The 12,811-nt window shown below is 73.1% G+C and carries 11 protein-coding genes; 6 read left to right on the forward strand and 5 right to left on the reverse strand.

What is annotated here, in order from left to right; genetic code table 11:
* The 3 genes from Y09_RS13735 to pseI form a co-directional block, all read left to right on the forward strand.
* The coding region (locus tag Y09_RS13735) for a hypothetical protein (RefSeq protein WP_148639665.1) at positions 1 to 333 on the forward strand (333 nt) is incomplete at its 5' end.
* Positions 334 to 475: 142 nt separating this feature from the next.
* Complete coding sequence (locus Y09_RS13740; RefSeq protein WP_053918240.1) at positions 476 to 2,674, forward strand: hypothetical protein; 2,199 nt, start codon at positions 476 to 478, stop codon at positions 2,672 to 2,674.
* Positions 2,675 to 2,712: 38 nt separating this feature from the next.
* A complete protein-coding gene (gene pseI, locus Y09_RS13745) occupies positions 2,713 to 3,786 on the forward strand; it encodes a pseudaminic acid synthase (protein ID WP_053918241.1) in 1,074 nt (357 codons plus the stop codon).
* On the opposite strand, the gene Y09_RS13750 is transcribed toward pseI, so the two are convergent.
* Both Y09_RS13750 and Y09_RS13755 read right to left on the reverse strand, forming a co-directional pair.
* Entirely contained in the window at positions 3,767 to 5,266 is a 1,500-nt protein-coding gene (locus Y09_RS13750; RefSeq protein ID WP_053918242.1) for a bifunctional UDP-2,4-diacetamido-2,4,6-trideoxy-beta-L-altropyranose hydrolase/GNAT family N-acetyltransferase, read from the reverse strand. The two genes, pseI and Y09_RS13750, sit on opposite strands and share 20 nt — an antisense overlap.
* Positions 5,263 to 6,000: a cytidylyltransferase domain-containing protein gene (locus tag Y09_RS13755; RefSeq protein WP_234695745.1), complete on the reverse strand. Its 738-nt coding sequence runs from the start codon at positions 5,998 to 6,000 to the stop codon at positions 5,263 to 5,265. The genes Y09_RS13750 and Y09_RS13755 overlap by 4 nt, the downstream gene beginning before the upstream one ends.
* Positions 6,001 to 6,071: 71 nt before the next feature.
* Between Y09_RS13755 and pseB the strand changes: the two genes are divergently transcribed.
* Together pseB and pseC are read left to right on the forward strand one after the other, a co-directional pair.
* Positions 6,072 to 7,061 carry a UDP-N-acetylglucosamine 4,6-dehydratase (inverting) gene (gene pseB, locus Y09_RS13760; RefSeq protein ID WP_053918243.1) on the forward strand — a complete coding sequence of 330 codons (990 nt, stop codon included), beginning with the start codon at positions 6,072 to 6,074 and terminating at the stop codon, positions 7,059 to 7,061.
* A 1-nt stretch (position 7,062) separates the two neighbouring features.
* Entirely contained in the window at positions 7,063 to 8,190 is a 1,128-nt protein-coding gene (gene pseC, locus Y09_RS13765) for a UDP-4-amino-4,6-dideoxy-N-acetyl-beta-L-altrosamine transaminase (protein WP_053918244.1), read from the forward strand.
* Positions 8,191 to 8,358: 168 nt separating this feature from the next.
* Here the strand turns inward: pseC and Y09_RS13770 are convergent, their stop codons facing one another.
* Both Y09_RS13770 and Y09_RS13775 read right to left on the reverse strand, forming a co-directional pair.
* Positions 8,359 to 10,383 carry a DUF6541 family protein gene (locus tag Y09_RS13770; RefSeq protein ID WP_053918245.1) on the reverse strand — a complete coding sequence of 675 codons (2,025 nt, stop codon included), beginning with the start codon at positions 10,381 to 10,383 and terminating at the stop codon, positions 8,359 to 8,361.
* Complete coding sequence (locus tag Y09_RS13775) at positions 10,380 to 10,799, reverse strand: DUF2304 domain-containing protein (protein WP_053918246.1); 420 nt, start codon at positions 10,797 to 10,799, stop codon at positions 10,380 to 10,382. The genes Y09_RS13770 and Y09_RS13775 overlap by 4 nt, the downstream gene beginning before the upstream one ends.
* 69 nt (positions 10,800 to 10,868) lie before the next feature.
* Between Y09_RS13775 and Y09_RS13780 the strand changes: the two genes are divergently transcribed.
* Positions 10,869 to 11,576 (forward strand): glycosyltransferase family 2 protein, encoded by a 708-nt coding sequence (locus tag Y09_RS13780; RefSeq protein WP_053918247.1) that lies wholly within the window; start codon positions 10,869 to 10,871, stop codon positions 11,574 to 11,576.
* 122 nt (positions 11,577 to 11,698) lie between these two features.
* On the opposite strand, the gene Y09_RS13785 is transcribed toward Y09_RS13780, so the two are convergent.
* The coding region (locus Y09_RS13785; protein ID WP_371440368.1) for an LCP family protein at positions 11,699 to 12,811 on the reverse strand (1,113 nt) is incomplete at its 5' end.

Genomic DNA, 12,811 nt, shown 5'->3' on the forward strand with positions numbered 1-12,811 from the left:
CCCGAGCTGCGTGTCGTGATCGCCCCGCATCCCGCGCAGGGGAACATCATCGGGCGCGAGCTCGCCGCCGCCGGCCTCGAGGGGGCCGTGGACATCGCCGAGGAGGACACGCTGACCACGATCACGCGCTCCGCGATCGCGGTCGGGACGTTCTCCACCTCGCTGTGGGAGTCCGCGGCGCTGGGCTGCCCGACCTACGTGATCCCGGTGCCGGGCCACGAGGAGACGCTCCAGGACGTCGAGTCGGGCCTGTTCCGCCTCGCGCGCACCCCGCACGACCTCGTCCCCTACGAGGTCCCCGCCTCCCGGCACGACATCTTCGGCACCGCCTGAGGACGGCTCCGGCCGTGGCTCCGCCGCTGCCCGCGGACCGACGGCCGGGCCGCCGATCTCACAGGTGACGCACCGGTCGCCCGGATACGATCACGCTCAGTGACGAGCCGATCGGTGCTCGACCCGAATCCCAGGTGGTGCCGTGTTCCGCAAGCTCACCCGTGTCGTGAGACCGCTGCTCGATCTCTCGGAGCGCCGCGCGCTCGTCGCGGCGAACGACCCGGGGACCGACCCGGACATCGTCCTGACCGGGGCTCGCCATCTCGCACGGATGAGGAACTTCCGCTCCGCCGCCGCGCTGCTGGACGGGATCGACACGGACGGGCTGGACCTGCTGGACGAGTGCTTCGTCGGCGTCACCCTGCTCAGCGGCCAGGAGGGGCTGCGCGCCGACCAGCTCCTGGCCCCGCATCTCGGCTCCCTCGCCGATCGGGACCTCACCCCGGCCCAGCGCGTGAGGCTCGCTGAGTGGATCCAGCTCTCGGGGCTCCCCGCCGCCGAGAAGGTGGCGGCGCTCCGCACGCTGCGCACCTCCGAGAGCGGCTCACGCGCCCCCGGCGCCACCCTCCGGGACCTGCGCTTCCGCGAGTTCCGCCTCCGCACGGCCGCGTTCGAGAAGATCGACGTGAGGGACTTCTTCGCCGGCGGGGACGAGGACCCCCTCCGCTGGAAGGACAACCTGCGCTACGTCCACGACCTCGTCACCCACGGGCACGCGGACACCGCCCGCGCCCTCGTCGAGCGGCAGCTGTCCGAGCACGGGCTGCGCGACCGCGCCGTCGCCGAGGCCGCGCTGCGCTTCGACTCGGGCGCCCTCGTCCCGGACCTCGACGCCGTCCCCGCCGAGCACCGCGGCATGCCGGGCGTGCTCGCCCTCGCCCACGACCTGCGGGGGCAGGGTCCCGCGCACCAGGACTTCTACGAAGCGTGCCTCGAGGCGACGACCTCCCGCTTCGACGCCATGGACGTGCACACCCGCGACTCCCTCCTGCGCGTGCTCACCGTGAAGGACCTCCTGCCCGAGCTCGACGCCCTGGTCCCCACCCTCCGAGGCGTGCCGGAGACGATGCTCGGCGCCCGCTGCGGCCGCGGGCTTATCGCGATGGAGCGGGGCGAGCACCGAGACGCCGCGGACCTGCTCCACTCCGTCCTCGTCGAGGACCCGACCTACACCGCCGCGGCGACCGGGCTCCGGCTCGTCTACGCCCGCCTGGACGGCGACCGCACCGTCATCGACCTCCGGAACGAGATCGGCTACGGCAGCGCCAGCGCCGGCCGTGCCGGGATCCGCCGCGGCGACCGCGACCAGGGGACCACCCTCATGCTCACGGGCCAGTACCTGAAGGCCTGGAGCGTGCGCCGCACCGCGCCGCCGTGGCGGATCCTCGAGCGCGACCTCGGGGAGAGGTTCCTGAACGCCGCGCCGCTGCCCGAGGATCCCGGCTCCTCCCTCTTCCTCATCACCGACGACGGCGTGGGCGACGAGATCCGCGGCGCGCAGCACCTCGGCGAGCTCGCCGCGCGCTACCGGGTCACCGCCACCTGCGACCCGCGGCTGCGGACCCTGCTCGAGCGGAGCTTCCCCACGATCGAGTTCGTCGACGTCGCCCGTCGGATCCGCGGCGTCCTGAACCCCGTCTACGACGGCCGGTACAGCGACTTCATCCTCGCCAGCCACCTGCCCGCCCACTGCGACCCCTACGTCGAGGCCGCCGACCACGTCACCTACGGCCAGAACCTCACCTTCAACCGCTTCGCCGGCGTGCTGCCGCGCCGGGACACCGGCGCCTATCTCATCCCGGATCCCGCCCGGGCCGTGCCGCGCGCCGAGGGGAGGCTCAAGGTGGGCCTGGTGTGGAGGAGCCACTTCTCCGGCGGCACCCGGCGGATGATGTACATCGGCCTCGAGCAGCTCACCCCGCTGCTGGACGTGGACGGGGTCGAGTTCTGGTCGATCCAGCACGCGACCGACGACGGGGAGAGGGCGTACCTGGAGGAGCACGGGATCCGGCAGATCCAGGACGTCGACCTCTTCGACGACCTCGAGGGGCTCGCGGCGCACGTCGCCTCCATGGACCTCGTGATCGGCATCAGCACGGTCCCGATGGAGCTCGCCGCCGCCGTCGGCACGCCGACCTGGCTGCTCGGCTTCTCGCCGGAGAACTACCTCTACCGCACCGGGGGAGGCAGGACCTCCGTCGACCAGCTCTCGCGCAACTCGACGATCATCGCGCCGCCGTGGATCGACTTCACCGCCCCCTACCAGGAGTGCGTCGACCTCGTCCTCGCGGAGTGCCGGACCCGGCTGGAGCGTCTCGCCCGCAGCGCGCGGCACGGCTGACGGGCGGGCGCCGCCACCTGCTCCGGTACGATCGGCGCATGTCCTTCAGCCAGAACGGTACCCCCAAGCAACTGCAGATCGGCGACCTCCAGGTCGGCGAGGCCCATGCCCCCTTCGTCGCCGCGGAGATGTCCGGTAACCACAACGGCGACCTCGGCCGCGCCCTCGCGATCGTCGACGCGATCGCGGAGACCGGCGCTCCGGCGATCAAGCTCCAGACCTACACGGCGGACACGATCACCATCGACGCCGACGGCCCCGCCTTCCGCATCACCGACAGCCACGGCCTGTGGGGCGGACGGAACCTCTACAGCCTCTACCAGGAGGCGCACACCCCGTGGGAGTGGCACGAGGCGATCTTCGCCCGCGCCCGCGAGCACGGCATGATCCCGTTCTCCAGCCCCTTCGACGACACGGCCGTCGACCTGCTGGAGGACCTCGGTGCCGAGGTCTACAAGATCGCGTCGCTCGAGATCGGCGACATCCCGCTGCTGCGCAAGGTGGCCCGCACCGGCAAGCCGGTGATCCTCTCCACCGGCGCCGCCGACGCCGGCGACGTGGACCTCGCCGTCAAGACCCTCCGCGCCGAGGGCAACGACCAGATCGCCGTGCTCGGCTGCACTTCCTCCTACCCGGCGACCGCCGAGGCGTCGAACCTGCGCACCATCCCGGTGCTCGCCGACACCTGGAAGGTCGTCGGCGGCCTCTCCGACCACACCAAGGGCATCGGCGTGAGCGTCGCGGCCGTCGCCTTCGGCGCCGCGATCCTCGAGAAGCACGTCACGCTGCGCCGCGCCGACGGCGGCGTCGACTCCGACTTCTCCCTCGAGCCCGAGGAGCTGAAGGCCCTGGTCGACGAGTCCTACGCCGCCTGGCTCGCGCTCGGCGAGGTGCACGTCGGCCCGACGAAGTCCGAGGCCGAGTCCCAGCGCCTGCGCCGCTCGCTGTTCGTCGTGAAGGACGTGCGCGCCGGCGAGGAGATCACCGCGGAGAACGTCCGCTCGATCCGCCCCGCGGGCGGGCTCGAGCCGCGCTATCTCGACGTGGTCCTCGGCCGCACCTTCGCGAAGGACGTCGAGCGCGGGACGCCGCTCAGCTGGGATCTCGTCTGACCAGCACGTCGAACTCGCCGTCGTCGCGATCCGGATCGAGCACGTAGCCGGCCCCGGCGAACAGCCGCTGGGACGGCAGGTTGTCGGGAAGGATCGCGGCGACGACGACGGCGCCGGGGTGACCCGCCCCGAAGGCCGCCTCGCCGGCGGCGAGCACCGGCCGGGAGAGCCCGTGGCCGCGCGCCTCGGGGGCGAGGGTGATGGACACCTCCCACTCCTCGCCCGCCGACGCGCCCTCCAGCGCGTCGAAGCGCACGGTGCCGACGGGCGCGCCGCCCCGCTCGACGACGTACAGCTCGCGGGACGGGTTCTCCAGCGTCCGCGCGTACCAGCCGGAGTGGGACTCCCACGGCACCGGATCGGAGTCGCGGGAGACCTTCCGGGTCTCCGGGTCGTTGCGCCAGCGCAGCAGCAGCGGCGAGTCCGACGGGGTCGCGGGCCGTGCCGCGACCGGCGCCTCCGCCGTCCCGATCCGTCGCGCGAGCGCCGCGTCCCAGGCGGCGACGATCCGCTCCGCGCCGTGGCCGTCGACCTTCTCCCGGCCCACCGGGGTCCAGCTGCGCATCGCGCGCAGGTCCGAGATCGCCCGCTCCACCTCCGCGGTCGCCGCGGAGCGGTCGGCGCGCACCTGCTCGAGGGTGCCGAGCCCGCGGGCGATGCGCTCGGCGAGGGCGGCCTCGTAGCCGGCGCGCTGGTTCTCCACCACCGCGACCAGCAGGCTCGGCACGCCGATGCAGGCCAGCTCCCAGGCGGTGGTGCCCGCGGCGCTGACCACGAGGTCCGCCGCGCTCGCCCGCTCGAGGAAGGCGGGGGAGGGGGCGAGCAGCTCGACATCCTCCCCGGCCTCGGCCCGGACCGCGTCCCAGCCGTGCTCGGGCGCAATGACGCTCACGTGCGCGACACCCTCTGCCGCGGCGCAGACGGCGGCGAGGGTCCCGGCGGCGCCGGTCGCATCGGTGCCGCCCATGACGATCAGCACCCGGGCGCCGCGGCTGACGTCGTGGTCCTCGTCGACACGCTTCTCCCGCGCGGCGCGCACCTCGGCGCGCATCGGGGCGTAGGCGATGCCGAGGAGCACCTCGCCGCTGCCGTCCTCGGGGCGGCCGACCCGCTCGGCGCGGATCGTGGAGTCGACGACGACGTCGGCGGGACGGCGGCCGAAGGCGCCGTCCTCCATCGACGACAGCAGCGCACCGCCGGCGCGCACCTGGTCCCGGGCGTCGGCCCCGATCGTGTAGTCGTCGACGTGGACGACGCTCGCGCCCTGCTCGGCGGCGAGGATCCCGAGGTCCTCGGGCGCCGCGGCCACCTCGAGACCGGACTCGGCCAGCAGGTGCCGGGCGAGAGGCGCCTCGATCGAGCCGGCGACCACCACGGTGTGCCCGGCGGCGCGGGCGGCGTCGGCGACGGAGAGCGCCCGCACCAGGTGGCCGATGCCTCCCGACGGGGTCGCGTCGCACCGGATCGCGACGTGGGTCATCCGTCGGCCAGCTTCTTCTGGCGCACGCCCGCGTTGATCCGAGTGATGTCGGGGCGCGAACGCAGCAGGTCCACCACCTCGTGCCACGCCGGGGCGCGATCCCCGAGCTCGGCGACGACGGCGTCGAGCATCTCGCCGTCCTCGACGGTGTCCAGGGTCACCCGCAGGTCGTTCGCGGCCGGCTGGACGACCAGGCCCATGGTGCGGAAGCAGCGCTTGGAGTCGTAGAGATAGGAGGTGACGTGCGTGCGGTGGAAGCTCTCGGCCTCCGCATCGGCCGTCAGCAGCGCGTCCCGCGAGGCGAGCTCGACGTCCAGGCCGCGGGGCAGCGTGCGCACCAGCGTGGTCGCCGTGTAGTCCAGCGTGGGATCGGCCTTCCACATCCCCACCACGGCGGAGATCAGCGAGGGGTCCGCCAGCGGGCAGTCCGCGGTCAGGCGCACCACCGCATCGGCCCCGGTCTCCTCCAGGGCGAGCACGAAGCGGGAGAGGACGTCGTCCTCGCTGCCGCGGACCACCTGCACGCCCAGCTCCTCGCCGAGCTCGGCGACGGCGTCGTCCCCGGGGGCGGTGGACGTCGCCACCACCACGTCCTCGACGCCCGAGGCGGCGCGGGCGGCCCGCACCATCCACCCCAGGACCGGTCGGCCGCCGAGCGGCCGGAGCACCTTCCCGGGGAGGCGGGAGGAGCCTGTACGAGCTTGGATCACTGCGACGGTTCGTGTATCGGTCACCGTGCCATAATGGCACGCGCGTCCCGGGTCGCCCGGGTGCCGCCCCAACCCCGTCGACGAAAGAGATCTGCATGTCGCTCCTCAACGGTGCCTCCATCCTCATCACCGGTGGGACCGGCTCCTTCGGCAAGGCGTTCCTGCGTGAAGTGCTCGACAACCACAACCCGCGACGGGTCGTCGTCTTCTCGCGGGACGAGCTGAAGCAGTACGAGGTCCGCAACCAGCTCGGCAACGACCCCCGCCTGCGCTGGTTCATCGGTGACATCCGCGACGAGCGCCGCCTCGCCCGTGCGCTGAAGGACGTGGACTACGTCGTCCACGCCGCCGCGCTCAAGCAGGTCGACACCGCGGAGTACAACCCCTTCGAGTTCGTCAAGACCAACATCCTCGGCAGCCAGAACGTCATCGAGGCGTCCATCGACGCCGGCGTGAAGAAGGTCGTGGCCCTGTCCACCGACAAGGCCTCCAGCCCGATCAACCTCTACGGCGCCACCAAGCTCACCGCCGACAAGCTCTTCATCACGGGCAACCACTACGCCGCCAGCTACGACACCCGCTTCGCCGTGGTGCGCTACGGCAACGTGATGGGCTCGCGCGGCTCGGTCATCCCCTTCTTCCGCCGCCTCGGCGAGGAGGGCAAGCCGCTGCCGATCACGGACATGACCTGCACCCGCTTCTTCATCACCCTGCCGCAGGCCGTGCAGATGGTGATCGACACCTTCGAGCTCATGCAGGGCGGCGAGCTGCTCGTCCCGCGCATCCCCTCCATGAAGGTCACCGACCTCGCCCAGGCCGTCGTGCCCGGCGCCGAGATGGTCGACGTGGGCCTGCGCCCCGGCGAGAAGCTCCACGAGGAGATGATCAGCCCCGAGGAGGGCCGCCGCGCGGTCATCATCGAGGACGGCAAGTACTTCATCATCCAGCCCGACCTCGCGACCTGGGGCTACAAGGCCCCCGAGGGCGCCGTGCCGGTCGAGCCCGGGTTCTTCTTCCGCTCGGACTCCAACGACCAGTGGTACACCCAGCAGGAGATCGCGGACATCATCGAGGGAGGGATCTGAGGTGCTGCCGTACGGACGTCAGTCCATCGAGTCCGACGACATCGCCGCCGTCGAGGCGGCGCTGCGCAGCGACTGGCTGACCACGGGCCCCGAGGTCGACCGGTTCGAGGCGGCGATCGCGGAGCGCGCGGGCGTGGAGCACGCGGTCTCGGTCACCTCCGGCACCGCGGCGCTGCACGTCGCCTACGCCGCCGCCGGCATCGAGCCCGGCGACGAGGTCGTCACGACCCCCCTGACCTTCGTCGCGACCGCCGCGGGCGCCGCCCTGCACGGTGCGAAGATCGTGTTCGCGGACGTCGACCCGGCCACCGGCAACCTCGACCCCGCCGCCGTCGAGGCCGCGGTCACCGAGCGGACCAAGGTCATCGCGGGCGTCGACTACGCCGGCGTGCCGGTCGACGGCACGGCCCTGCGCGAGATCGCCTCCCGGCAGGGCGCGCTGTTCCTCGAGGACGCCGCGCACTCCATCGGCTCCACCCAGGACGGCGCCCCGGTGGGCTCCCTCGCCGACCTCACGACCTACTCGTTCTTCCCCACGAAGAACCTCACCACCGCCGAGGGCGGTGCGGTCGTGACGGCCGACGCGGACCTCGCCGCCCGCGCCCGGGCGTTCAAGAACCACGGCCTGGTGCGCGACAAGGCGGTGCAGCGATACCCCGACGAGGGCCCCTGGCACCAGGAGGTCCACAGCTTCGGGCTGAACTACCGCCTGCCGGACGTGCTCTGCGCGCTGGGCACCAGCCAGCTCGCGCGCCTCGATGCGTTCGTGGCCCGCCGAGCCGAGGTGAAGAAGGCCTACGACGAGGCGCTCGGCGACCTCGAGGGCGTCGACATCCCGGCCGTGCCCGAGGGGGCGGCGCCCGCCTGGCACCTCTACCCGCTGCGCGTCCCCGCCGAGCGGCGCCGCGCCATCTTCGAGGCCATGCGCGAGCAGGGCATCGGGGTGCAGGTCAACTACATCCCCGCCTACTGGCACCCGGTCTTCGAGGACCTCGGCTACCAGCGCGGGATGTGCCCCGTGGCGGAGGACTACTACCGCCGCGAGATCTCGCTGCCGATGTTCCCTGGCCTGACCGACCATGACGTCGAGCGCGTCATCGAGGTGACCCGGAAGGTCGTCGCCGGCTGACCTCACGGAGGCCCGGCAGAGGCGGAGAGGGCGCCACGGCTGCGAGCCGTGGCGCCCTCTCGCCGTCCGTGCCTGCGGACGGGACGGCGGCGGGCCGCGCTGCAGGGGCAGCCGCGGCAGGCCTCCTGCAGGGGGCGGCGCTCCGCCGGGATCGGCGACCGGGCGGGGTCACAGCGTCGGATCGCACTCGATCCGGATCAGCCGCGAGTGGTCCGTCTCGAACAGGACGGTGCCGAGGGACTCCCCGCCCTGCTCGATCGCGCTGAAGGCGGGGTCGTACTGGTAGGGCTGCCGCTCCTGGTAGATGTAGCCGATCCCCGCGTCCGCGAGGGTCCGGCAGCGCCAGGTCCACCGGTCGGCGTAGGGGACCGCCGCGATCGCGGCGCGGTCCTGGTCGGTCAGCGCCGTGCCCGCGACGGGCAGATGGACGTTCAGCCCGTGCAGCGAGTACATGTGCGCCGCGCCCGAGTACGGGCTGGCCAGGATCGACCTGTCCGGGTCCAGCTCCGGGGCGATGCGGGCGAAGGCCTCGAGCTCGTCGGCCTGGAGGAAGCGGCCCCGCCCGGGATACTCCGCGGCGAGGTTCTTCTCGGCGTTGTCCAGCCGCGGCGGGACCGAGCCGAGGGCCGCGAGGGTCGCGAGCACGACCAGCACCGCGACCACGGCGCGGCCGCGGACGGTCGGCCCGCCCAGCGGCAGGGAGCGCCGCAGAAGGCGCGCCCAGGCCTGCAACCCCGGCACCACCAGCAGCGCGGACAGCATCGCGAGCGGGATCGCGATCCGGTCCTGGCCGCGGAAGAAGAGCACCGAGAGGTTCAGCGGCGAGTCGACCGCGGCGTCGAGGTACATCACGGCGACCACGATCCAGGCCACGGGCAGCCAGCGCAGCGGCCCGCGCAGCGTGGAGACCAGGCCCGGCCACCACAGCACCGCGATCACCGTCCCCAGCGCCATCGGCCACACCGTCAGCAGGCCGAGGCCCACCTCGCCCAGCGCCGACCACCACGGCACCTGCAGACCGCCGGAGAAGCCCGTCACCCGGGCGCCCAGCGGCGTGTAGGTCAGCACCGCGACGGGCAGCAGCGCGAGGACCGGCACGGCGAGGAGGCGCCGGCGGGTGTGCCGCAGGGGAAGCCCCGTCACGATCGTCAGCACCGCGATCAGGATCAGCGCCATCACCCCGACGTTCGGCTGCATGAGCGTGAGGCCGATCCCGGAGACGCCCACCACCCCGAGCGCCGCCCCGACCGCAGGCCGCACCGGGGCCGCGTCATCGGGGACGTCCGACGGATCGTGCCCGGCAGGGGAGGACGCCGGCTGCAGGACGGAGACCGAGGCGTTCTCGTCGAGGCCCGCCCGGGCGCGCACCGGGCCGGTCAGGGCGTGCCAGAGCGCGACCGCGCCCGCGAGCGCCCCGGTCATGGCGGCGAAGCCGGTGAGGTTCGGGACGGGGGAGAGATGGATCCACAGGTCCAGCGGGCTCGCGGGGACCACCGCGGCGACCAGCGCGACGGCAGGCGGCGCCCACCGCACCTGCGGGAACAGGGTCCGCGCCAGCAGAGCGAGGCCGACCACCCACGGCACCACCGCGAGGGCGAGCACGGAGCCGTTCAGCACGATCGGGATGTCGACACCGGGCACCAGCGCGGCCAGGTCGTGGAAGGCCGCGGGATAGGAGGACGGGGCCCGGGTGCTGCTGGTCACCGCGTTCAGGGTGAGGCTCGAGCCGTCGCCGGTCTCGCGGATGTGGGTCAGCGCGGTGAGGTGGTAGAGCGTGTCGTAGCGCTCCAGCACGGCGCCGGCGCCGCCGGCCTGCCGCGCGATCGGGACCACCGCGACCGCGAGCCCCGCGACGAGGGCACCGGCCCAGCCGAGGTGCGCCGCGAGCGGGCGCGGGGCGAGCAGCGGGCCGTCGAGCACCGTCGAGGGGAGACGCACCCCGCGCCGGGCGAGGAGGTGGGCGAGGAGCACCAGCAGCGCGGAGAGGACCGCGAAGGGGAGCAGCGTCCAGGCCACCCCCGCCAGGGAGGCGATGATCGCGCCGATCCCGGCCACCGCGGTCCCGATCGCCGGCGCGAACGCGAGGGCGATCAGGCGGGACCCGGCCAGCGCGCGGGCGGCGAGATAGCCGGGGACGTACGCGGCGGCGAGGACGATCAGGACGACGAGGAGGAGGCTCGCAGCGCCCGTCATCCGTCGTGCTCGCGCAGGGAGCGCTCCCGGTACTGCGCGGCCGGCTCCGCCTCGTCGAGGGAGAGCCGTCGGGCCAGATAGGTGGTGCGCTTCTCGGAGTTCTTCGTCCGCGCCTCCTGGAGGGCCAGGAAGCCCAGCAGCACCAGGACCGTCGCATACAGCAGCAGATCGGCGCCGCGCCCCACCCCGACCATGTGCGCCACGCGCGTGAGCATCGTGGGGAACAGCACGGTCAGCGCCGCGAAGACGGCGAAGGCGATGACGAGCAGGCGCCGGACGGCGAGCTGCTTCGCGCCGCGCTTGACGAAGAGCCACGCGACGATCGCCACGATCCCCGCCACCAGCAGCAGCTGGATGATGAAGGTGCGCCCGCTCACCCCGAGGGTGGGGCCGAGCGCTTCGAGCAGAGTGTCCACCGCAACAGGGTATCCTCCTCGGGCGTGCGCCTCCCGGCCGCCGAATGCTCCGTCACACGAGGAGAACCCATGGACAGCCCTGACCCCTCGCGCGCCACGAACGCGCCCGGGGCCGACTGCACCTGGTTCGTCGTGCCGCTGTTCAACGAGGGCGTCGTCATCGGCGACGTGATCCGTGACCTGCGCTCCCGCTACCCGCTCGTGGTCTGCGTGGACGACGGCAGCGCGGACGGCTCGGCCCGGATCGCCGAGGAGGCCGGGGCCGCCGTGGTGCGCCACCCCTACAACATGGGCCAGGGCGCGGCGCTGAAGACCGGCATCGACTACGCGCTGCGCGACCCGCAGATGCGGCAGATCGTGACCTTCGACGCCGACGGGCAGCACCAGGTCGACGACGCCGCGGAGATGATCCTCAAGCGGGATGCGGAGGGCGTGGACATCGTGCTCGGCTCCCGCTTCCTCGACGCCCGCACCAAGCCCGGCCTGATCAAGCGCATGGTGCTGCGCGGGGCGGTCTGGTACTCGAACCTGACCTCCGGGGTGAAGCTCACCGACGCCCACAACGGGCTGCGGGTCCTGGGCCGCGAGGCGTGCGAGAAGATCACCATCGAGCAGAACCGGATGGCGCACGCCTCCGAGCTCGTCGAGGAGATCGGCCGCCACGACCTCACCGTCGCCGAGCACCCGGTGCACATCCTCTACACCGACTACTCCCGTTCGAAGGGCCAGTCGGTGCTGAACTCGGTGAACATCGTCATCGACATGCTCTTCCGCTGAGCCGGGCGCCCCACGGGGCGCGGCCCCGGTCCGCACGGACCCATGACAAGGGAGCGGCCGTCGTCCCCTCGGGACGTCGGCCGCTCCTCGTCGTGCAGGGCGCTCTCGCACGCGCCCTCGACTCACCCCTCCGCCGGCTCGGGCTCGGCCGTGCCGTCGGCCACCGACTCGAAGAACGCCTTGATGTCCTCGTCGTCGGTGAGGATCGCGACGCCGGAGTTGTTGGTCTGGTACTCAGGATCCTCGATCGGGATCGACAGCGAGCCCGAGCCCATCGCGGAGCGGGCGGCCAGCGCCATCCGGCCCACGTCCACGATGCCGGTGCCGTCGCTGGTGGTCAGCGCGCCGGAGCCGGCGCCCGCGAGACGCACCTGCGTGATCGGGTTCAGCAGCACCGCGGGGGAGGTGGCGCGGTCCATCAGCGCGGAGACGAACTGCTGCTGGCGGGCCTGGCGGCCGATGTCCGCGGTCGGGTCGAAGTAGCGGGCGCGCACGAAGGCGAGGGCCTGCTCGCCGCCCACGTCATGGCAGCCCTCCGTCATCTTCAGCCCCGACTTCTCGTCGTCCACGTCCTGGTCGATGCACAGGTTCACGTGGCCGACCGCGTCGACCACCTGCGAGACGCCGTCGAAGCCGATCTCGACGTAGTGGTCGACGGTCAGCCCCGTGAACTCCTCGACGGTCTCGACCAGCAGGGGAGCGCCGCCGAAGGAGTAGGCGGCGTTGAGCTTGTACCCGCCGTGCCCGGGGATGTCCACGAGCGTGTCGCGCGGCAGCGAGATCAGGTAGCTCTTCCCGCCCCGCGCCTTGTGCAGGAGCATGATCGTGTCGGTGCGGGCGCCCTCGGTGCCGTCGGCGTTCACGGCCTCGCCGTCGCGCTTGTCGGAGCCGGCGATGAGATAGGTGGTCCCGGGCGTGTTCTCCGCCTCGGACAGCGCGTCGACGTGCTCGATCCGGCTGTTCGCCCAGAGGGTGAGCCCCGCACCCCAGCCCAGCACGATCACCAGCAGCAGCACCGCGAGGGTCGCGCCGAGCCGCATCGGGCGCGGGATCCGGGAGCGGCGACGTCGGGTGCGCGGCGGGCCGCCGGGCCCGGCAGGGCCGCCGTGTCCGCGGCCGTCGTGCCCGGGCTGCGGCTCCTCGCCCCACGCTCCGGCGCGCGCGTCCTCGGGATGCTCCCCGGGACCGCCGGCGCCCGTGGACGCCTCGACGCGCGGCAGGGGACGGGTCGGCGC

This window comes from Brachybacterium sp. SW0106-09 (assembly GCF_001293905.1).
GTDB lineage: Bacteria > Actinomycetota > Actinomycetes > Actinomycetales > Dermabacteraceae > Brachybacterium > Brachybacterium conglomeratum.

Excerpts from the sequence above, each read along its gene's own strand:
- pseI (WP_053918241.1), top strand. The coding sequence starts at position 2,713 with ATGTCCTTCAGCCAGAACGGTACCCCCAAGCAACTGCAGATCGGCGAC.
- Y09_RS13750 (WP_053918242.1), bottom strand. The coding sequence starts at position 5,266 with ATGACCCACGTCGCGATCCGGTGCGACGCGACCCCGTCGGGAGGCATC.
- pseB (WP_053918243.1), top strand. The coding sequence starts at position 6,072 with ATGTCGCTCCTCAACGGTGCCTCCATCCTCATCACCGGTGGGACCGGC.
- Y09_RS13770 (WP_053918245.1), bottom strand. The coding sequence starts at position 10,383 with ATGACGGGCGCTGCGAGCCTCCTCCTCGTCGTCCTGATCGTCCTCGCC.
- Y09_RS13780 (WP_053918247.1), top strand. The coding sequence starts at position 10,869 with ATGGACAGCCCTGACCCCTCGCGCGCCACGAACGCGCCCGGGGCCGAC.